Origin of the sequence: Mycobacteroides saopaulense (assembly GCF_001456355.1) — a bacterium.
Taxonomy (GTDB): domain Bacteria; phylum Actinomycetota; class Actinomycetes; order Mycobacteriales; family Mycobacteriaceae; genus Mycobacterium; species Mycobacterium saopaulense.
The window spans coordinates 2165824-2185575 of sequence record NZ_CP010271.1 but is presented as its reverse complement, the minus strand read 5'-3'; the positions used below and the strand labels follow the sequence as shown (position 1 = coordinate 2185575).

Here is a 19752-nt window from a genome sequence, read left to right as displayed (position 1 = left end):
CACGGTCAGCGCGCGACGTGTGGCATGAGGGCGTTGGGCGGAATGGCCCCGAACCGACCTGCCTGATAGTCCTCCACGGCCTGGATCAACTCCGCCTTGGTGTTCATCACGAACGGTCCATAGGCCACGACCCGTTCCCGGATGGGTCGGCCACCCAGTAACAGCACCTCCAGCGCGGGGCGGTTGCTGTCCTGTTCGGTGTCGGCACCCACCGTGATCCGGTCGCCGGGACCCAGCACGGCAAGTTGCCCCTGCTGGATCGGATGCCCCAACGCGCCGATGGTGCCACGTCCGGAAAGCACGTACACCAGCGCGTTGAAGTCCCGATTCCAGGGAATGTTCAGCTGCGCCCCGGGTTGGATACTCGCATGCGCCAGGGTGATTGGCGTGTGCGTGCTACCGGGTCCGTGGTGTGGGCCGACATCGCCGGCGATGATCCGTACCAATGCTCCGCCGTCGGGCGAGCTCACCAGCGTGGTTTCGGCTCCCTCGATGGCCTGATAGGCGGGGGTCAGGAATTTGTCGCGGGCCGGCAGGTTGACCCAGAGCTGGATGCCGTGGAAGATTCCGCCGCTCTCCACCAATTCGGCTGGGGGAGTTTCGATATGCAGAATTCCCGAGCCGGCGGTCATCCATTGGGTGGCACCGTCGTGGATGAGTCCACCGCCTCCGTGCGAATCCTGATGGGCGAACCGCCCGTCGATCATGTAGGTCACCGTCTCGAAGCCGCGGTGCGGGTGCCAATCCGTCCCACGAGGTTCGCCCGGTTCGTACTCGACCTCTCCCATCTGGTCCATGTGGATGAACGGGTCCAATTCAGAGGACGGCACACCCGCGAAGGCGCGCACGACGGGAAAGCCTTCACCTTCGTATCCTCGCGGCCCGCTGGTGACGGAGCGCACCGGACGTTCGGTATCGGAAGGCTCGGGAGCTGGGATGCGCGGCAGGGTCAGGGCGTCCTGTGCCGACACGGTGATGGCTGGCATGCAAAACCTCCTTGTGGCGTTTCTATGCCAGCATTAACCGGACTGCGGTCCGTTTTGTTCCGTCTGCCCTACTCCGGGGTTGCGGCCAGCGCCGATGTCGCCGCGGCCGCAACCGTCTCACCCGCAGCCAACAGCGGCTCGGGACTGCGCAACGCCCGGCTGAGTACGAACGCGCCCTCCAAGCTGGTGATGAATCCCAGCATGAGACGGCGACGCACCTCGGGCGGCAGACCCGATCCCGCGATGCGCTCGGCGCCTTGCTCGATCCAGTCGGTGAACACATCAGCAGTGGCACGCCGCAGCGTTTCGTCGGTGCTCGCGACCTCCAGTGCGATCGTGGCGATGGGGCACGCGTCGGCGTAGTCGGTCGCGATGAGGTTGTCGGCCGCGGCCGCGAAGGCGCCTCGGATTGTGGCAGCAAGGTCCGGGCCGGCTTGGTCGAAGATCGCCAGCACCAGATCTCGGTACATCACACCGGAAGCACGAATGGCCTCATCGGCCAACTGCGCCTTACCGCCGGGAAAGAAGTGATAGATCGACCCGAAGGGTGCACCCGCACTCTGCGCGATCTGCTTGAGCCCGGTGCCCGTCATGCCTTGCCGCCGAAACAGCTCGCAGGCGGCGGCGACGATTCGATCGCGGGTATCGGCGGGCATGGCGCGTCCTTTCGAGAAGCCTTGTACGCGGCTACGTCGCATTGTACGGTCTCACTAGAACGTTCTATCAACTCTATCGGAGATCACGAAGGACGCGGAGATGGACAAAGCACTCAAGTACCTGGCGATTCTGACCGGCGTGATCTGCCTGGCCATCGGCCTATATCACGTCATCGGCGGTGCGGAGACGGTCTTCGGCGGGGGAGAGATCACCGCGAGCACCGACAGTCAGGAGCGATTCTTCGCCGGACTGTTCGCCGTCTACGGCCTGGCGTGGATCTGGGCCGCCCGGCAGTCGCCCATCCCGGCTACTGCCATCCGATTCCTGGCAGCGGGCCTGCTGGTGGGCGGGCTCGGCCGAGTGGCCTCGCTGATCGACAGGGGACAGCCGCACCCCTTCTGGATTGTCATGCTTGCGGTCGAAATCGTTGTTCCGGCAGTGTTTTTCGCCATCGCCGGGGCCGACGAGAAGGCTCATTGACACCGCAAAACCAATATGCGAGTTCAGATTTCGCAACCGCTAGAGTGCGTAGTACCGAGACCAACCGCGCATTCAAGGAGGAATCTATGCGGTTCACCTTCGCCGAGGCGATGACCGACACGTCGTATTACATCCCGCTCGCCAAGGCCGCCGAATCTGCGGGTTACAACGCCATGGTCATCGGTGACAGCCTGGCCTACCCGTACGAATCGGATTCGAAGTATCCGTACACACCCGATGGCAGTCGCGAATTCCTGGACGGCAAGCCCTTCATCGAGGCCCTCACACTTGCCGCCGCCCTCGGCGCGGTGACGACCACGCTGCGTTTCGACGTCTTCGTGCTCAAGCTGCCCATCCGCCCACCCGCGCTGGTGGCCAAGCAGGCATCGTCCATCGCCGCCCTGACGGGCAACCGACTCGGCCTCGGCGTGGGCACCAGCCCGTGGCCCGAGGACTACGAGCTCATGAACGTGCCGTTCGCCAAGCGCGGGAAGCGCATGGACGAGTGCATCGAGATCATCCAGGGGCTCACCACCGGTGAGTATTTCGAGTTCCACGGCGAGTTCTACGACATCCCCAAGACCAAGATGACCCCCGCACCCACCCGGCCGATTCCGATCCTCATCGGCGGGCATGCCGACGCCGCCCTGCGCCGCGCCGCGCGGTGCGACGGCTGGATGCACGGTGGCGGCACCGAGGATCTGGACGAGCTGCTGGCCAAGCTGAACAAGTTCCGCGAAGAAGAAGGAACGGCCGACAAACCGTTCGAGATCCACGTGATCTCCATCGACGGATTCACAGTCGATGGCGTAAAGCGCCTGGAAGACAAGGGTGTAACGGATGTCATCGTGGGCTTCCGCATTCCCTACGTCATGGGGCCAGACACCGAGCCGCTGGACACCAAGATCAAGAACCTGGAGAGCTTCGCCGAGCGCGTCATCTCCAAGGTCAACCCCTAGGGCACCCCTCTCCATCGCGAGCAGACGTAAAAGTCCCCAACACGCCGCGTGTTCGGGACTTTTACGTCTGCTCGCCGAATGACCGTTGACAGATATTCAACGCAAGCATTAAATATCAACCGTCAGGTATCCGAATTGAAGGGTGAAGTCAATGAGCGCACGCCCGAGTTTGGCCTCGGCGGTGGTCTACCAGGACCCGTCGGCAGCCCTCGACTGGCTGGAGAAGGCCTTCGGCTTCGAACGATCCATGGTCATCACCGACAACGGCGGCAAGCTTGAACATTCCGAGATGCGTTTCGGGGATTCCTATCTCATGGTCGGATCCGAGTGGGATGCCAGCGTCGCGAGCCCCAAGTCGGTGGGTGGCAGGTGTACGCAGACGATCCACGTTCAGGTAGACGGCGATATCGATACGCATTGTCGGCAGGCCGAGGCCGCCGGAGCCAAGATCTTGATGCGCCCGGCCGACCAGTTCTACGGCGACCGGGTGTACCGGGCCCAGGACCCCGAGGGCCATGTGTGGACCTTCGGTCAGACCGTCCGGACCGTCTCACGCGAAGACGCCGAAAAGGCAAGCGGCTTGAACATCGAGGGCTGGGTTTGACGAGTCCCTCCGCGGCGCCCGCGAGTTTAGATCGCACGCTCGCCGCGCTGGCCGACCCCAATCGGCGACGAATCGTCGAGGTGCTGCGGGATCGACCATCTCGCGCTGGGGACATCGCGCAGGCCGTCGGCCTGACTCCGGCCGCCCTGAGCAGGCATCTGCGGACCCTCAAGGCCAGCGCACTGGTCGAGGAATCTCATCCGGAGTTCGACGCGCGTGTACGTATCTACACACTGCGACCGGCTCCCATGGCCGAACTGAGGACGTGGCTCGACGAGATCGAAAAACTCTGGGCCACACAGCTGTTGGCTTTCAAGGAGCACATCGAGGGACAGCAGATCCCATGACCTCACGGATACAGGTTGCGCTGCGGGTGCGCGCCACCCCGGCCCAGGCATTCGAGGTGTTCGTCAACGACATCGGGATGTGGTGGCAGCCCAATACTCTGTTTCGATTCACCCGGAAACGTGCTGGGACGCTTGCCATCGAGCCGTACGTGGATGGCCGTTTCGTCGAGTCATACCCGGACGGTACCGAGTTCGAGATCGGCAGGGTGACCGCGTGGGAACCGGGCAGGCGGCTGAGCCTGACCTGGCGCCAGGAAAGTTTTGCCGATGACCAGATGACGACCGTCGAGGTACGGTTCGAGCCGGTCGGTGACGAGACCCGGGTGACGGTCGAGCACCTCGGCTGGGAGTCCGTTCCACAGGACCACGTTGCCCGCCATACCTTTCCCGACGGACTGTTCCTGCGGCGGCACGGCCAATGGTGGCAGGAGCTGCTGGAGGCGCTGCGGAACCAGGTCGGGTCGCCGTAAGGCCTCAGGAGCTCCCCGGGGTACGGATCTGGGCCACCAGCCACGGCAGCGCATCCGAGAAGGTCCGGCTGGCGAATTGCCAGGTGTGTCCGCTGATCATCTGGTGAATGGAGCAGGAGATCTGCACCTGCTGTGCCGCGGCGCAGAGATCCGCGGCAGCACCCTCCCGATCGTCATCGGTGACATCGTCGTGTCCACCGATTCCGGTGGGCGTGTCCGCGGTCGGCCGCTTGACACCGCCGGGTTTCTTGCTGTCCGCGGGGGGTATGGCCTCCTCGAACCACCCGGCCACACCGGTATACGGTCCGTGCTTGGCCATCACGGTGCGCGGGTCGAAAGCATCCCAACGCGCCGCATCGCCGCCGTACAACCGGTCGATGGTCTGCTGCTTGGTACCCGCAGTGGGCCCGTGGTCGCCGGCGATGTCGACGAAGGTGGAGAACAGGTCCGGATGCATGACCGTCAGGTCGATGGCGCAAGTCCCACCCATCGACCAACCGACGACAGCCCAGTTCGCCGGATCAGACGACCCGTTGAACTCCGAAATTACATAGGGCCGAACATCTTCGGTGAGATGGTCAGCGGCATTGCCGCGTGGCCCGTTGACGCATTCGGTGTCGTTGTTGAAGCTCCCCGCGACATCCACGAAGACGAATACCGGTGTCTGTCCGCCATGGGATTTGGCGTAGTCGTCGATCATCTGGGTGGCGTTTCCGGTGCGAACCCAGTCTGCCGGGGTGTTGAATTCGCCTGCGATCATCATGACCACCGGCAGCCGCGGCGGGGTGTCGCCCGTGAACCAGGCCGGGGGCAGGTAGACGTATTCGCCTCGGTGCTTGAATCCACTTGCCTCGCCCGGGATGTCCACCTGGACAAGTTTCCCGGTGTCGGGCTTCGAATTGCGCAGACCCGCAAGGTCGCTGATGTCGACCTCGTTCGGAAGGGGGCCCGCGGAGACCGCGCCCCAGGCCGCCTGCACCGTGGGGTAGTAGCCCACCCAGGTGTTGAGCGCGACGAGTGCCGCCAGCAGCGTCAACGGAATGGCCAACAGCGATACGCCCCGACGCCACCACCGTGCGCCGCGAAAGCCGATGCCGGCGACAGCGACCGACGTGACGAAGACACCGATCCATATCCACAACCTGAACGGTGCCGGGTCGGAGGCCAGCCCTTCGGAATTCATGTAGATCCACGCCGCTACGGCACCCACCGCACCGACGGCTACGCTCACGGGCACCCACAGCAGGCGCCACCGGCGGGTGCGCCACCCGATGACCACCAACAACACGAGGACCGCCAATACCTGCACGACAATCGGAAACCAGCCGCCGAGGGCCGAAATCCCATGGCTGTACTGGTGGAAGTCGTTGGCGGGCAGCTGCGGAATAGGGGTCGGCGCCGGAGGTGGCGTCGGCGTAGTGGGTGGCACGCTGACATTGTGATGAGGTTTCCTGGGAGGAAGCTGGACATGACCCAGAGCTATCTGTCGGATGAGATGATCGCGGCGCTGTCGCCGGAGGAGCGGCGTGACCTGATCAAGCGGCTGGAACGCCCGCTCAGCGAGGTGGCACCGCCGAATCTGGGCAGGTTTCGCGTACTGCGGCTGGGCCTGATGATCGGCGGTTCGATCGCGCTGATTCCCTGGATCACCTACCTTGCCTTCACCCTGCCGGAAAACTATGTGGCACAGCGGTGGACGGCCACCTGGGTCGGGTTCGACATGCTGTTGGTGGCGTTCATGGTGGCCACCGCGGTGCTGGGCCTGCTGCGCCGTCAACTGCTCGTGTTGACCGCCTTCACCACTGGTGTGTTGTTGATCTGCGATGCGTGGTTCGACGTCATGACGGCCGGACCGTCGGAGCTGCGGTGGGCGATCCTGGCCGCGGTGCTCGCCGAACTACCACTCGCGGTGGTGATGATCCGTGGCGCGTTGCTCATCACGCGGCTCACCATGACACGGATGTGGGTCATCGACCCGAGGACCGCGCTCTGGCGGGTACAGTTGCTGCCCTAGTTCCCTACCAGCAGTGCGCGAACCCGTCGCAGTACAGCGGGAACCGGTCCACGGGCACGTCGAGTGGTTTCACGAACTGCAGGCTGAAGGGCTTCTTGGTCATACCCGGCTGGCCGCCGCACACCGCGCTGTGAATGGTGGTGTGCACGCCGGTGAGGGTCTCGTCATTGAAGACGTACTTCTCCTGGCTGGGCGCGAACGTGCCATCCGGGCAGGTCATGCCCTGCGGGCGGGCATGGACAAAGGTCCATTGGTCGTCGACCAGCTTGGCCGGGGTGGAGTAGTTCTGGAGCCTGTCGCTGTGTTTGAGAATGTCGGGTGTGGCGCTGGTGACGGTCAGGGTGCATCCGTCGGCCTGGATGGTGGGGTCGGTGTAGTCGGATTGGATACGGGTACCCGAGGCCTGCACGCAGACCGCGGACATGGTCCAGGTGATCTCACCGGCCCCCTCCTCGATCATCCGGTAGGTCCCGTCCGCCGGGGGCGCAACTGCCGCCGCCGGGCTGGCGAATCCGACCCCGATCGCGGTGGCGAAGACGGGAACCATCAGCAGGGAGGTTGTGCGCACGCGGTCAAGTATCGCAATGCGACGAGCCGTGTACGACGCAACCTCAGTCATTAGACGCGGCGTCCAATACGGCCACCACGAGGTCGGCCACGGCCGTCATGCCGGCCTCGTTGGGGTGAAGCGGCGCCGCGCGCCACGGCCACGGGATTGCGGGCCGGGCCGTCCACGGCTGCACCGACCAGGCGTGATGGCCGGCGCTGGCCGCCGATGCCCGGATGATCTCGCAGCCGGTGGCATGGGCCGCCTCCTCGGTAACCGCCGCGAGCTCCGCGGCAATGTGGCGCCCGGTAGCGGCCTCGTCCGAGGTGTACGGCGGCGCGGGTTCACCCTCGGGGGGGCAACAACGCGAGATAGTCGACGAATATCACCCGGGCCTGCGGTGCCCGTTTCCGCACCTGGTCACCCACCGCATGCAGCGATTCCCCGACCACCGCCAGTGCCGCGTCCCGCTTCCCGGCGTCGAGCAGGTCGTTCAGCCCGCTGCCGATGACGGGCAGCACGCGCAGGATCCTCGGCAGACACGCTGCCAGCAGATACGGCACGTAGCCGACGTCATTGCCGCCGATGGTGACCGTCACCAGGTCTTCGGTGCCGTCGAGCGCGCTTATCTGCGGTGGCGCGTTGTTCTGCGAGTCGGACAGGATATGCGCGGTAGTCGCCCCCGAGTAGGTAACGTCGACCAGCTGGTAGCCCCTGCGTTCGGCGATCTGGTGCGGATAGTTGCGCACCGAACGCCCGGCCAGCCGGGGCGATCCCTGCACACGCGGCATGATGCCCGGTCCGGCCGCCATCGAACTCCCCAATGCCACATAGCGTCCCGCCATGCCCCAAGCCTATCGACGGGCCATCCCGGCAAGCCGGCGCAGCGACGAGGCCACCCCACGGGGTCTCGGATCCTCGAACCGCAAGATCGGCCAACCCTGCTCCGATGCCATGCTCGCGAGACGACCACGCGGGTTGACCGGGCAGGGTTCGCCGACCAGGGACATCAGGTCGATGTCCTCCTCGCCGTCCGCATAGAAGTAACTGCGTTGCAAATCAACACCATTGGACTCACAGAACAGCTTGACCGCTGTCGCCTTGTTGCGCCCCCACACAATGGGTTTACGGATGCCACCGGTGAGAAGTCCCTGGTTGTCGAGGTCGAAGTGGTTGCACAGCACATGAGTGATGCCGAGGTCACGCGCCACCGGTTCGGCGTGAATCGTCAGTGCCGACGAACTCAACACCACGGTGTGCCCCTGTTCCTGATGTGCTCGCACACGCCGGCGCATCTGTGGATAGATCATCGAGGCATTGTGCTGATGAAAGATTCGTTCTCCCACGGCCTCCAGTTCGGCCAACGAGTCGCCGCGCAGGTATCCGGCAGCGCGAACCACAAGACGCTCGAATTCCATGCGGCCCAATTTGTACCGAAAGGTGGCCTCCAGAACTCCGAGAACCTCGCCGACACTGGCCTGGCCGCGCCGCATCCGATCGCGGGCATGTGCCGTCGGGGTGAATCCGGCCACCAGGGTGCCATCCAGGTCGAAGAAGGCTCCGACCCGCGGCCCGCTGGGGCTGAGCGCTACGTCGGCCACCGGATCGGGTGCCGGGCTCGCCGTCATGTGGGTCAATCTACCGCTGCGCAATACACGCCTCCGCGGGAGGCGACAAGATGGGGCGATGGACCACCCACCGCGCCAGGCACCGGCTACCGCGCTGATCAACAGACGTGCGGTGCTCTCAGCCGGGGCAATCCTCGCACTCGGTTCTGCCTCGGTCATCGGATGCTCGACGGATCATTCCGACGACCCACCGGCCGCGCCTCGATGGGAAGATCTGCGCCGCAGGCTGTCGGGAACTCTTGTGGTGCGTGGCGAGGCCGGAATGGACGAGGCCGGGCGGGCCTTCAATCCGCTCTTCGACGTGAATCATCCTGGCGCGGTGGCCTTCTGCACCTCCGAACAGGACGTGGCGCGCTGCGTCGAGTTCGCATCGAGCGGCGCGATACCCGTGGCGGCGCGCAGCGGCGGACACAGTTACGGCGGCTACTGCACCCCGAGCGACGGGCTGGTGGTCGACCTCGGGCGCATGGCGGAGGTCTCGGTGGCCGGGACACGGGCGGTGATCGGGCCCGGCGCACGACTCATCGACGTCTACACGGGCATCGCCGCCGCCGGCCGGATGCTCGCCGGTGGCTCCTGTCCGACGGTGGGCATCGCCGGACTAACGCTCGGTGGCGGGGTAGGGGTGCTCACCCGCAAGTTCGGACTGACCTGCGACCAGCTCGTGTCCGCTCGCGCGGTGACAGCGGACGGCGAAGTACGGGTGCTGGCGGCGGATTCCGAACCCGACCTGTTTTGGGCTATCCGCGGAGTCGGCGGCGGAAATTTCTGCATCGCAACAGAGTTCACGTTCGAGACCGCCGAGTCCACGCAGCTGACGGTATTCACGCTCGACTACGCACCGGGGGACACGGCGGCGATCACGCATCGATGGTTGACCTTCATGGACGGTGCACCCGATGAGTTGTGGACAACCCTGCATGCCGTCGGTGGTGCCACACCGCGGTGCCGAATCGTCGGCTGCATCGCCCGCGGCGCCGATCCGCGCACGCTGATCGAGGACCTGCTGGGCGCGATCGGCATCGGTGTCACCGAGCGATTTGACGCCGAGATGGCGTTTCTGGATGCCATGAAGTTCATGGGCGGGTGCTCGACATTGACGCTGGCGCAGTGCCGGCCGTCATGGACGGGCACGGGGACGGGACAGCTGCAGCGCGAGGCGTTTGTCGCGTCCTCGCGCATGGTCTCGGATCCCGCGGTCGACACCGGTCGCATCGAGGCGCTCTTGACGGACAAGCCCGGACTGACGTTCATCTTCGACAGCCTGGGCGGGGCGGTGAGCCGGATATCCGCGGACGCCACGGCATTCCCGCATCGGCGGGCGGCAGCGTCCGTTCAGATCTATCACGGCGTCGGTGCGGAGCCGTCGGTCGCATATCACCGCGTGGACGAGGCACGGGACAGACTCGGCGAGATTTGTGGACCCGGCGCGTATGTGAACTACATCGATCCTCGTCTATCCAACTGGGCTACCGCGTATTACGGCCATAACCTACCCCGGCTGCAGCAGATTGCTTCCGTCTGCGACCCAAACGGAATCTTCGCGTTCCCGCAGGCGATTCGCCCCTAGGTGCGCCTGACACTTTGTTGCGCCTGCGCGATCAACTCACGCCAGCGCCCGTCCGGCAGTTCGGATACCGCGGTATCGCCCCCGTACGCGCTGGAGATGACGACGTCCGGGGCAAGGCCTGCCAGCAGTCGCAGACTGCCCACGAGCTCGTCGGCGTCGCCGCGCCCCGGGACCAGGAACGTGGCCCACGAACCATCTTCGGTGGGGAACATGGTGTCCCCGGTGAACAGATACTTCTCGCCGTCGGCGCCCGTGACCAGATAGCTGGTGCTGCCGATCGAATGCCCCGGCGTGGGTATCACCTCGACGCCGTTCTCGTCCACGTGCCGGTCGACGGTCGGCACATCGAGGTTGGCGTGTCGGACGATCTCCTCCTCTTCGCGGGCAGATGCGTGCAGTGTCGATCCGAACCGCTGCTTTACGACGGCGAGCATGGGCCCGGCCTCGTCCTGGTGCGACAGGTATTGATGAGCGACTCCGCCCAACTCGGCAATCGTCTCGAAGTCGGCCTCGGTGGCCGGGCTGTAGAACAACACGTTCCCGTCGGCCCGAGTCCACAGGTATGCGTGAGTGGTCAGCCCGGGGAACGGGCTATCCGATCGCATCTCCCAGAGGTCGGATCGAATCTGGCGCACATTCGATGTCGTGGTTGTCATGAGCCCAGTGTTCAACCTCAAGTGAACTTGAGGTCAAGTGGCGCAACGGAGGATTCGGGTGAGCCGACGCTATCCACCCGACTCGGCGAGCGCACCAAGCCTGTCTACCGATGCCTGTAACCGCTCCGACGTGGTGTCGCGTGCCCGGGGAAGTCTCTTCTCGTCGACGAGATTGGTCCAGTCATAGGTATGGGTCACCCGGGTGCGGCCCTCACCGAGCGGTTCCAGCTCCCAGCGCCACAGGTGGCCGGGTGGTTGCTTGCCCACTTCCGATGGCAGCCACGCGATCAGCCGCGCCTCGTCGAATTCCACGATGTGGTTCTCTCGGACGTGCCCGTTGGTCAGGGTCATCACGAACACATCACCCACGGCATGCACCCGTTGTCCGGCGGAGGCATCGGCGAGATTCTCGTTGCCATCCCAGTCGCGCTGACGCGCCGGATCTGCGATGAGCTCGAAAATCGACGGGGCCGGCGCTTCCACCTCGCGGCTGGCAGAGACCACTCTGATGTCCTCAGTCATGTCCCCATCCAACCAGAGCACCACCGTCTAATCGATCAATTCACGAGTGAGCTTGCGCGCGAGCGTTATCGGCGCGACGGACTTCTCGATCTTCGAAGCTGTCAGCGCGCCGTCGTAGAGCAACTGCACCTGCCGGGCAAGGTTGTCGGAGCGCGCCTGCCCTGCCTCACGCAAGAGTGCCGCCACGGTCTGCCGGAACCACTGACGATGCCTGCGTACCGGCTCCCATTCCGTGCCCGGGAACTCGGTAGCGGCGTTGGCATACAGGCATCCTCGGAAGTCTCTCGCCTTCGCGGCCGCCGTGGCGAGGTCGAAGAACGTCAACACTTTCGCGACGGGATCACGCTGCGCCGCGACGGCCGCGTCCCAGCGGTTGCGATCACGCTGATCCAATTCTTCGAGATAGGCGACGATGAGCGCGTCCTTGGATCCGTAACTGCTGTAGAGGCTCGCCTTGGCAACCCCCGCCTCACGCAGGATCTGGTCAATCCCCACCGCGCGAATGCCCTGCGCTGCGAACAGATCCGCGGCCGCATGAAGCAGGCGATCGGCAGGCCCGAGCACACGGGCCGTCGAGGCCGACCGGGCGGCCGAGGGTGCTGTGGTGGAGCTCATGGGAGCAGAGTAGCCCACCACACCTTGATAGACAGACCGGTCTGTCCGTGAAACGGTCACGTTGCCGCACATCGAAATCGTTCGTCGAAGTTAGGAAAAGTGACGTGACCCTGTACCTCTACGAGATCGCCGTTGCCCCCGCCGGGAAGATCGACACCACACAGCTGCTCAAAGAGCTCGACGGCCGGGTTCATCGTGACGGTGGCGAGTTGATCGAGGCGCAGGTGACACGCGAGGCCCGTCGCGTCTTCGTCGTCACCGAATTCAATGCCGACGCTCCGCAGCTGGATGCCGATTCCCTGGGCGTCGAAACGGTTTCGGGGCCGCACCCGGTCCGCCTGGTGGGCGCCGATCTTGACCAGCTGAGGTCCGCGCGCCCGGCCGCCGGCTACCTGGTGGAATGGGATCTGCCCGCCGACCTGGACATGGACACCTACCTCGCACGTAAGAAGGCGAAGGCACCCAGGTATGCCGACGTGCCCGAGGTCAGCTTTCTGCGCACATATGTCCGCGAAGACATGGACAAGTGCCTGTGCTTCTATGACGCTCCCGACGAGGACGCGGTGCTGCGCGCACGAAAGGCTGTCGACACTCCGGTCGACAGGCTGCATGGGCTCGGAGACATCTCGCTGTGACGGCAGTCGTGGTCAAGCACCTCGAGGAGGCGCTGGAGCGCGTCAGTACTGAGGTGGCCGCCCGTGCGTCTGCTCTCGATGCGGATCAGACCGACGTGCGTGTCGATATCGCCGCGCTGGGCGCTGAAGGCCTCTTCGATGTGGGTCTGGCCGGTTCGGACCTTGTGCCCGCGGTGCAGGTGATCGAACGTGTGGCTGTAAGCAGTCTGGCCGTGGGTTTCTCGGCATGGGCGCACCGCATGACGATCGAGTACGTGAGCCTTGCCCCGGCTGCCTTCCGTGCCGCGCACCTGCCCACCCTTGCGGCCGGGCGCCGGGCCGGGGTGACCGCGATGGCGGCCGGCCTCAAACAGGTCGCGGGACTGGGGGAGGTTCCGCTGGTCGCGACAACGCATCGGCACGGTCTGCACATCACCGGTCCGATCCGGTGGGCCTCCAACGTGTTTCCCTACGCACTCATGGTGTTGCCTGCCCGCGGCGAGGACGGCGCCACCTATGTGGTGGCGGTCGACGTCAACGCGAAAGGAATCCGCGTCGACCGCCCGCCGAACCTCATGGCGCTCATGGCCACGGCCTCGACGTCCCTGTATCTGGACAAGGTTCACGTTCCCCTCGAGAACGTGATCAGTACCGACCTGCCGGGCTTCGTCACCCACATCCGGCCGGCCTTCCTTCTCCTTCAGAGCGCGTTCTGTGCCGGAATCAGCGCCGCTGCCCTGCAGGGTGCGCGGGCCGCGCATGGCGTGCTCGCGCAGCAGTTCTCCGGCGAACAAGTCGAACTGACGCAGCGTCACATCACACTGCGAGAACGTCTCTACGCCTTTGCGGCGGCGCCTACCGAACCGACCATCGCCGATCTTCTTCGACTCCGGCTCGATGCCGCGGGGCTCGCCGGTCAGGCGTCGCGACTGGAGGTCACCTTGGCCGGTGGCGCCGGATACGCATTGGGGACGGCAGCCAACCGGCGGTTCCGCGAGGCCGCATTCCTACCCATACAGTCACCCTCGGAAGGACAGCTACGGTGGGAACTGACGCAGTACGAATAACGAATGCCTCCAAGCATTTCGGATCGGCCGCGGCCTTGCGCGACGTCGACCTACAGGTGGCTTCCGGCGAGTTCGTGGCCGTCCTGGGCCCCAGCGGGAGTGGAAAGTCCACGCTGTTGCGAGTGCTCGCGGGCTTGGAGGAGCTCAGCACTGGAACTGTTGTCTGGGCATCTGAGTCAGGACGCCCCCGGACGGGGGTGGTTTTCCAAGATGCCCTGCTGATGCCATGGCTGACCGTCACAGAGAACATCGTCTTCGCCAAACGGTTCGCGGTGCACCGCAACGGATTCGACGATGTCTACGTGGACAATCTGGTGCGGCATTTCGGGCTACAACGGCTCTCGGACCGCTATCCCGACCAGTTGTCCGGCGGTCAGGCCCAGCGTGTCGCCATCCTGCGTGCGGTGGCGACTCGCCCCAGGCTGCTGCTGCTCGATGAACCGTTCAGCGCACTCGATCCGGTCACCCGGGCAGACCTACAGAGCTGGCTGCAGAGTCTGGCCGTCGAGCTGGCCATCACCGTGATCCTGGTGACCCACGATGTCGATGAAGCACTGGCGCTCGCGCACAGGGTGATTCTCCTCGGCGACGGCGGACGGATACGGCAAGAGTGGACGCTCGGGCGCACCGGGGGAGAGCATGCCCGAATACGCCGGGAGATCCTTGCCCGATATCACCCGGCGGTGGAAGCGACGCACGAATGAGCGGCACCACCTCACGCCGCGCCGTACTGGCGGGTGCTGCCGGAATAACCACAGCGGCGGGTCTTTTCGGAGCCACCGGACTGATTCGTGCCGCGGCGTCCGACGCCACCAACACCGGCGCCCAACTACGCATCGGATATCTGCCGATCACCGATGCGGCTCCGCTGCTGCTCGCTCATTCCGCCGGAATGTATCCGGCCGGAGCCGTGAGCGCGGCCAAACCGGTGCTGTTCCGCAGCTGGGCCTCGTTGGCCGAGGCCTTCATGGCACGGCAGATCGATGTCGCGCACTTGCTGATGCCAATGGCGATCCAGCTCCGTGAGGTGCTGGGGCATGGAGTGCGGGTGCTCGGGTGGAATCACACCAACGGATCGGCGCTCACGGTGGCGCCCGACATCCAGCATCTGGAGGATCTTGCGGGCAGCCAGGTGGCGATCCCGTTCTGGTGGTCGATTCACAACATCGTCGTGCAAGAGCTGTTACGTAGCCATGGGTTGCGTCCGGTGATCAGGAGCACCGCCTCACGCGCCAGGCGCACCGTCGAGCTGGTGGTGATGAGCCCCTCCGACATGGTGCCGGCCCTGGCGAATCGATCCATCGGGGGATATGTCGTCGCCGATCCCTTCAATGCCATCGCACAGATCAAGAAGATCGGACGGATTCACACTTTTCTCGGCGACGTATGGCGTGACCACGCCTGCTGCGTGCTCGTCACGCGCGACGACGTGATTGCCGGCCGCGCATCGGCGGTGCAGGGTGTCACCGACGCGGTGGTCACCGCCCAGCTGCGCATCGATGCCGACCGAAAGTCGGCGGCAGGAACGCTTGGCGGCGGCACGTATCTTCCGCAGCCGGTACCCGCCGTACAGACAGCACTGACCTATCCGAACCCTCCTTATCCACCGCGTCATCCGGATTGGCATCCGCAACGCCTGGGCTTTCAGCCGTTCCCATATCGGAGCTTTACCCAGCGTCTGGTCGAGTCGATGCGTGACACAGTCGTCGACGGCGATCGCGGGTTCCTGGATCGGCTCGACCCGGCTCGGGTACACGACGATCTGGTCGACGACACCTTTGTGCGCAGGGCGATCACCGCACACGGCGGACCGCAAGCCTTCGGTATCGCAGCCGATTTCACCCGAACGGAACAGGTACAGGCATTGTGAGCATCATCGAACGCGCCCCCGAGGTCACCACTGCCGATGGAACCGTGCCGGGCAAGCCCGGGCTGCTTTCCCGGATCTGGCCACCGGCGTTGGCCGTCACGTCGAGCCTCGCGCTGTGGTGGTTCGCGAGCTCGATACTCAGCCAACCGCATTCGCTACTACGTCAGACATCTCCGGATAAGGCGTTGGCCGCGGCGATAGACCTTCTGCATCGCGGCGTGCTGCTACAGGATGCCGGAATCAGCCTGTGGCGACTGTTGATCGGACTGAGTCTGGCTGCGGTGATCGGCATCCCGGCGGGTCTGCTGCTGGGCGTGAGCACCGCTGCCGAGCGCGCCGCGCGGCCGGTGATCCAGTTCTTGCGGATGATCTCCCCGCTGTCGTGGACCCCGATCGCGGTGGCGATCTTCGGGATCGGCAGCCAACCGGTCATCTTCCTCATCGCCGCGGCGGCGGTATGGCCGATCCTCATCAACACCACAGCCGGCGTGCACGGTATCGAACCCGGATATCTGCACGTCGCGCGCTCGTTCCACGCCACCCGAACCGAGCTGCTGACAGCGGTGATCCTTCCGGCGATACGTGGCCACATCCAGACCGGAGTACGCATCGCACTGGGCATCGCCTGGGTGGTGCTGGTTCCGGCCGAGATGTTGGGCGTGCGATCGGGTTTGGGATACCAGATCCTCAACGCGCGAGACCAGCTCGCCTACGACCAGGTCGTGGCCGTCATTCTCGTGATCGGAGTGCTCGGATACGCCCTTGATGTGGTCGCCAGGCGACTGTTGGAACCCAGGTTTCGCGCACCGCGTGCCGGGTAGGCTCACACGAGCCGCACTACCCGATATGGAGGTGGTCCCGTGAACGTGAGTGCCCGCCGTGCGATAGTCCTCGTCGCCGGAGCGCTACTGCCGGTAGCCACCGTCGCGCCGATCGTCTGGGCTGACCCCGTCGTGCCCAACTGTCCGGGCGGATGGTGGGACCCGGCGGCCAACGTCTGCCGGCCGCCGGTAGCGACGACGCCACTGAACTGCGATAACGGCTGGTGGTGGGACCCGGTGGGCAACGTGTGCCGCCCTCCGGTGATCCCTCCCCAATAGAACGGACTCAGGCCACCAACGCCGCGGCAGTCGCGGAGAACATCGTTGCCTTGATGGCACCCAATGTCCCACTGTCCTTGCCCACCAAAGGCCTCATCAGATCGACTGCAACACTAAGCACTTCGGCTTCCGGCGCGGAGCGGTCTGCAAGACCTGCGGCCACCGCGGCGTCGCCACCGTAGCGGTGCCCGGTGGTCATCGCGGTGACCGCAGTCTGGGGGCCGACCTTGGCCTGGATGAGGCTGGCCATTCCCGGAGTGAACGGGATGTTGATGTCGACCTCGGGGAAACACAGATATCCGCGGTCGGACCGCATCACTCGGTAGTCGTGGGCCACCGCAAGCATCGCACCGGCTCCGAACGCATGGCCGTTGACCGCGGCGACGGTCGGCAGTGGGAGAGTGAGAACCCTGCTGAAGAGCGCCTGCACGCGCCCGACATACCAGTCGGTGCGATCTCCGTGGGACATGAGCCAATCCAAGTCCAGTCCGTTCGAATAGAACTTTCCGGTTCCCACGGTGACCAATGCCTGGGCGCCGGTGAGCACGTCATCGAGCAGACCGTCGACGGTATCCAGCCATTCGGGGGAGAACCGGTTCTCGTCAGTGCCCAGGTTCAGCACCGCGATGGTGTCCTGAAGTTCGAGAGTGGGGGTCATGCCTTGCTTCCTTTCACATTGGCGCCCTTACCATTCGGGCGTGTCGGGGGTGGGTCGATGGCAAGAATGGCGCGCACGGCGGCTGCCAGGCGTGCACGTGTGGCGGCATCGGGCGCCCGGCGCCCCCGCAGCAGTAGACCGGTCGGCAACCCCACGATGCAGTCCTCGATGACCTGCACCGCACGGCCGTCTTCCCGACCCCACAGGGCCCGCGACAGCCGGATGAACAGGGCGACCAGCAGGGAGTCGATTCCCGCCATGGCATCGGAGACTTCCTGCGGAACATCGGAACCCAGAAGATCCTCGCGCCGTACACCGAGTACCAAGCGGGACGATTCGGGGAAGCGTTCCGCGAAGGCCGCGGGGGTGTCTGCCGCCGCGACGACAGCGTTCACTGCAGCAGTTTCAACGGGCCCGCCCGCCGCGAGTGCTCCGTCGACGGCGTCACGTTGCATGTCGAGAAACCTTTGAGCGGCGCGCAACCAGGCCCGCCCGACCATCCCTCCGCGGGATCCGAACGCATGGTAGATGACGCCGTTGGAGATGCCCGTCACCTGCGACACGGCGCGCACAGTCACTGCCGCCGGACCGTCCTGCACCGCGATGCGCTCGGTGGCGTCGAGCAGATCGTCGACGGAATGGATACGCGGGCGTGGCACACACGCACGATAACAGAGCATCTGCTCTATTACCGATCGGCCCACCACCACTACACCGATAGGCAAAAAGTACTACCGCAAGTAGTAATTGCGTACTACCCTCCGTAGTAGGCACAAAGTCTCTTCCCCAGGGAGCAGCTATGGGTCAAGCAACGGAGCTTGCCAACGCGGTCGATTCTCGCTACCACGCGTCGTCGGGCCTGCGAAGACAGATGAACAAGGTCTTCCCGACGCATTGGTCATTCCTGCTGGGGGAGATCGCGCTGTATAGCTTTGTGGTGCTGCTGATCTCGGGCATCTACCTGGCGCTCTTCTTCGACCCCTCGATGGCCGAGGTCACCTACAACGGCGTGTACCAGCCGTTGCGAGGTATGCAGATGTCCAAGGCCTACGAAAGCGCACTGAATCTCAGTTTCGAAGTGCGCGGTGGGTTGTTCGTGCGCCAGCTCCATCACTGGGCGGCGCTGATGTTCGCGGCCTCAATCGTGGTGCACCTGGCCCGCGTCTTCTTCACCGGCGCCTTCCGGCGCCCCCGTGAGGCCAATTGGGTCATCGGCTCGGTGCTGTTGACACTCGCCATGGCGGAGGGGTTCGCCGGGTACTCATTACCCGATGATCTGCTGTCCGGGACCGGGCTTCGCGTGGTTACCCAGGGCATGATGTCGCTACCCATCGTCGGCACCTGGATGCATTGGGCGCTGTTCGGCGGCGACTTCCCCGGAAACATCGTCCTACCAAGACTTTACGTTCTACACGTGCTGCTCGTTCCCGCCATCATGATCGCGCTTATCGCCGTTCACTTGGCCCTTGTCTGGTACCAGAAGCACACCCAGTTCCCGGGCCCGCGCCGCACCGAGTCCAATGTCGTTGGGGTACGCATCGTTCCGGTGTTCGCCCTGAAGTCCGGCGCATTCTTTGCCATCGTGACCGCCGTGCTCGCAGTCATGGGCGGGCTACTACAGATCAACCCGATCTGGAATCTTGGGCCCTACAAGCCCTCTCAGGTGGCGGCGGGGTCTCCACCCGATATCTACCTGATGTGGACCGATGGCCTGCTTCGACTCGTCCCGGATTGGGAGCTGTACATCTTCGGCCACACCGTGCCCGCGGTGCTGTGGGGAGTGTTGGGCATCATGCTCGGCTTCGCGGTGATCATCGCCTGGCCTTGGATCGAGAAGCGATTCACCGGCGACGATGCGCACCACAACCTGTTGCAGCGTCCGCGTGACGCCCCGGTACGCACTGCCATTGGGGCCGCGGGCTTTTCGCTGTACATTCTGCTCACGCTCTCGTGCACGAACGACATCATCGCGCTCAAGTTCCACATCTCGCTGAACGCGACCACGTGGATCGGCCGCATCGGCATGGTGATCTTGCCGATCGTGGTCTACTACCTCGCCTACCGATGGGCCATCGGCCTACAGCGCAGCGACCGCGCGGTCCTAGAGCACGGCATCGAAACCGGCATCATCAAGCGACTGCCACACGGCGAGTACATCGAGCTGCACCAGCCACTGGCCGGTGTCGACGAGCACGGCCACGCCATCCCCCTGGAATACCAGGGCGCAGCGGTACCTCAGCGCATGAACAAGCTCGGATCGGCCGGCGCACCCGGCACCGGCTCGTTCCTGTTCGCCGACCCCGCCGACGAGCAAGCCGCACTGGTGGAAGCCGAACACCACGCCGCGCGCACCGAACTAGCCGCTTTGCAGGGGCGATCGCGATAGGT

At 64.8% G+C, this 19752-nt stretch carries 24 protein-coding genes and 1 pseudogene; 14 read left to right on the top strand and 11 right to left on the bottom strand.

Features of this window, described 5'->3' with window-relative positions; genetic code table 11:
* Positions 1–5 precede the first annotated feature (5 nt).
* Complete coding sequence (locus tag MYCSP_RS10925) at positions 6–986, bottom strand: pirin family protein (protein WP_088413781.1); 981 nt, start codon at positions 984–986, stop codon at positions 6–8.
* Positions 987–1054: 68 nt separating this feature from the next.
* On the bottom strand, positions 1055–1642 hold the full coding sequence (locus MYCSP_RS10920) for a TetR/AcrR family transcriptional regulator (RefSeq protein ID WP_088413780.1): 588 nt from the start codon (positions 1640–1642) through the stop codon (positions 1055–1057).
* A gap of 100 nt (positions 1643–1742) precedes the next feature.
* Here MYCSP_RS10920 and MYCSP_RS10915 point away from each other — a divergent pair, with 100 nt between their 5' ends.
* The 5 genes from MYCSP_RS10915 (at position 1743) to MYCSP_RS10895 (ending at position 4503) form a co-directional block, all read left to right on the top strand.
* Positions 1743–2123, top strand: a complete 381-nt coding sequence (locus MYCSP_RS10915; protein WP_088413779.1) for a DUF4345 domain-containing protein — start codon at positions 1743–1745, stop codon at positions 2121–2123.
* 86 nt (positions 2124–2209) lie between these two features.
* The gene (locus MYCSP_RS10910) at positions 2210–3082 is read left to right on the top strand and encodes an LLM class flavin-dependent oxidoreductase (protein WP_070912754.1); all 873 of its coding nucleotides are present in this window, start codon (positions 2210–2212) and stop codon (positions 3080–3082) included.
* 151 nt (positions 3083–3233) lie between these two features.
* On the top strand, positions 3234–3686 hold the full coding sequence (locus tag MYCSP_RS10905) for a VOC family protein (RefSeq protein ID WP_088413778.1): 453 nt from the start codon (positions 3234–3236) through the stop codon (positions 3684–3686).
* Positions 3683–4033 carry an ArsR/SmtB family transcription factor gene (locus MYCSP_RS10900; RefSeq protein WP_083019872.1) on the top strand — a complete coding sequence of 117 codons (351 nt, stop codon included), beginning with the start codon at positions 3683–3685 and terminating at the stop codon, positions 4031–4033. The genes MYCSP_RS10905 and MYCSP_RS10900 overlap by 4 nt, the downstream gene beginning before the upstream one ends.
* Positions 4030–4503, top strand: a complete 474-nt coding sequence (locus MYCSP_RS10895) for an SRPBCC family protein (RefSeq protein ID WP_088413777.1) — start codon at positions 4030–4032, stop codon at positions 4501–4503. Before MYCSP_RS10900 ends, MYCSP_RS10895 begins: the two co-directional genes overlap by 4 nt.
* Positions 4504–4507: 4 nt before the next feature.
* Here MYCSP_RS10895 and MYCSP_RS10890 read toward each other — a convergent pair whose 3' ends face one another.
* Positions 4508–5932, bottom strand: coding sequence for an alpha/beta hydrolase (locus tag MYCSP_RS10890; RefSeq protein WP_088413776.1), 1425 nt, complete (start codon positions 5930–5932; stop codon positions 4508–4510).
* 39 nt (positions 5933–5971) lie between these two features.
* Here MYCSP_RS10890 and MYCSP_RS10885 point away from each other — a divergent pair, with 39 nt between their 5' ends.
* Positions 5972–6517: a hypothetical protein gene (locus MYCSP_RS10885; RefSeq protein WP_088413775.1), complete on the top strand. Its 546-nt coding sequence runs from the start codon at positions 5972–5974 to the stop codon at positions 6515–6517.
* A 4-nt stretch (positions 6518–6521) separates the two neighbouring features.
* Here MYCSP_RS10885 and MYCSP_RS10880 read toward each other — a convergent pair whose 3' ends face one another.
* The 3 genes and pseudogenes from MYCSP_RS10880 to MYCSP_RS10870 form a co-directional block, all read right to left on the bottom strand.
* A complete protein-coding gene (locus MYCSP_RS10880) occupies positions 6522–7085 on the bottom strand; it encodes a hypothetical protein (RefSeq protein ID WP_083019909.1) in 564 nt (187 codons plus the stop codon).
* A 43-nt stretch (positions 7086–7128) separates the two neighbouring features.
* Positions 7129–7909, bottom strand: a pseudogene (locus MYCSP_RS10875) (SGNH/GDSL hydrolase family protein).
* Positions 7910–7918: 9 nt separating this feature from the next.
* On the bottom strand, positions 7919–8692 hold the full coding sequence (locus tag MYCSP_RS10870) for an HAD family hydrolase (RefSeq protein WP_088413774.1): 774 nt from the start codon (positions 8690–8692) through the stop codon (positions 7919–7921).
* Between MYCSP_RS10870 and MYCSP_RS10865 the strand changes: the two genes are divergently transcribed.
* Complete coding sequence (locus tag MYCSP_RS10865; protein ID WP_083019859.1) at positions 8691–10262, top strand: FAD-binding oxidoreductase; 1572 nt, start codon at positions 8691–8693, stop codon at positions 10260–10262. The two genes, MYCSP_RS10870 and MYCSP_RS10865, sit on opposite strands and share 2 nt — an antisense overlap.
* On the opposite strand, the gene MYCSP_RS10860 is transcribed toward MYCSP_RS10865, so the two are convergent.
* The 3 genes from MYCSP_RS10860 to MYCSP_RS10850 form a co-directional block, all read right to left on the bottom strand.
* Positions 10259–10918, bottom strand: a complete 660-nt coding sequence (locus MYCSP_RS10860) for an MBL fold metallo-hydrolase (RefSeq protein ID WP_083019857.1) — start codon at positions 10916–10918, stop codon at positions 10259–10261. The genes MYCSP_RS10865 and MYCSP_RS10860 overlap by 4 nt on opposite strands.
* Before the next feature lie 69 nt (positions 10919–10987).
* Complete coding sequence (locus MYCSP_RS10855; protein WP_083019855.1) at positions 10988–11440, bottom strand: SRPBCC family protein; 453 nt, start codon at positions 11438–11440, stop codon at positions 10988–10990.
* Positions 11441–11467: 27 nt separating this feature from the next.
* Positions 11468–12127 (bottom strand): TetR/AcrR family transcriptional regulator, encoded by a 660-nt coding sequence (locus MYCSP_RS10850; RefSeq protein ID WP_070912568.1) that lies wholly within the window; start codon positions 12125–12127, stop codon positions 11468–11470.
* 32 nt (positions 12128–12159) lie between these two features.
* On the opposite strand from MYCSP_RS10850, the gene MYCSP_RS10845 reads away from it, so the two are divergent.
* The 6 genes from MYCSP_RS10845 to MYCSP_RS10820 are packed head-to-tail and all read left to right on the top strand — an operon-like array spanning position 12160 to position 16706.
* Positions 12160–12690, top strand: coding sequence for a DUF4242 domain-containing protein (locus tag MYCSP_RS10845; protein WP_083019852.1), 531 nt, complete (start codon positions 12160–12162; stop codon positions 12688–12690).
* Positions 12687–13736 (top strand): acyl-CoA dehydrogenase family protein, encoded by a 1050-nt coding sequence (locus MYCSP_RS10840; protein WP_083019850.1) that lies wholly within the window; start codon positions 12687–12689, stop codon positions 13734–13736. The genes MYCSP_RS10845 and MYCSP_RS10840 overlap by 4 nt, the downstream gene beginning before the upstream one ends.
* Positions 13712–14440 (top strand): ABC transporter ATP-binding protein, encoded by a 729-nt coding sequence (locus MYCSP_RS10835; protein WP_088413772.1) that lies wholly within the window; start codon positions 13712–13714, stop codon positions 14438–14440. The genes MYCSP_RS10840 and MYCSP_RS10835 overlap by 25 nt, the downstream gene beginning before the upstream one ends.
* On the top strand, positions 14437–15606 hold the full coding sequence (locus tag MYCSP_RS10830) for an ABC transporter substrate-binding protein (RefSeq protein WP_088413771.1): 1170 nt from the start codon (positions 14437–14439) through the stop codon (positions 15604–15606). Before MYCSP_RS10835 ends, MYCSP_RS10830 begins: the two co-directional genes overlap by 4 nt.
* The gene (locus MYCSP_RS10825) at positions 15603–16427 is read left to right on the top strand and encodes an ABC transporter permease (protein WP_083019844.1); all 825 of its coding nucleotides are present in this window, start codon (positions 15603–15605) and stop codon (positions 16425–16427) included. The genes MYCSP_RS10830 and MYCSP_RS10825 overlap by 4 nt, the downstream gene beginning before the upstream one ends.
* Positions 16428–16466: 39 nt before the next feature.
* A complete protein-coding gene (locus tag MYCSP_RS10820) occupies positions 16467–16706 on the top strand; it encodes a hypothetical protein (protein ID WP_083019842.1) in 240 nt (79 codons plus the stop codon).
* Between the two features lie 7 nt (positions 16707–16713).
* Here MYCSP_RS10820 and MYCSP_RS10815 read toward each other — a convergent pair whose 3' ends face one another.
* Both MYCSP_RS10815 and MYCSP_RS10810 read right to left on the bottom strand, forming a co-directional pair.
* Entirely contained in the window at positions 16714–17364 is a 651-nt protein-coding gene (locus MYCSP_RS10815; protein ID WP_083019839.1) for an enoyl-CoA hydratase-related protein, read from the bottom strand.
* Positions 17361–18023: a TetR/AcrR family transcriptional regulator gene (locus tag MYCSP_RS10810; RefSeq protein ID WP_088413770.1), complete on the bottom strand. Its 663-nt coding sequence runs from the start codon at positions 18021–18023 to the stop codon at positions 17361–17363. Before MYCSP_RS10810 ends, MYCSP_RS10815 begins: the two co-directional genes overlap by 4 nt.
* A 140-nt stretch (positions 18024–18163) precedes the next feature.
* Between MYCSP_RS10810 and qcrB the strand changes: the two genes are divergently transcribed.
* Positions 18164–19750 carry a cytochrome bc1 complex cytochrome b subunit gene (qcrB, locus tag MYCSP_RS10805; RefSeq protein ID WP_088413769.1) on the top strand — a complete coding sequence of 529 codons (1587 nt, stop codon included), beginning with the start codon at positions 18164–18166 and terminating at the stop codon, positions 19748–19750.
* Positions 19751–19752 lie beyond the last annotated feature (2 nt).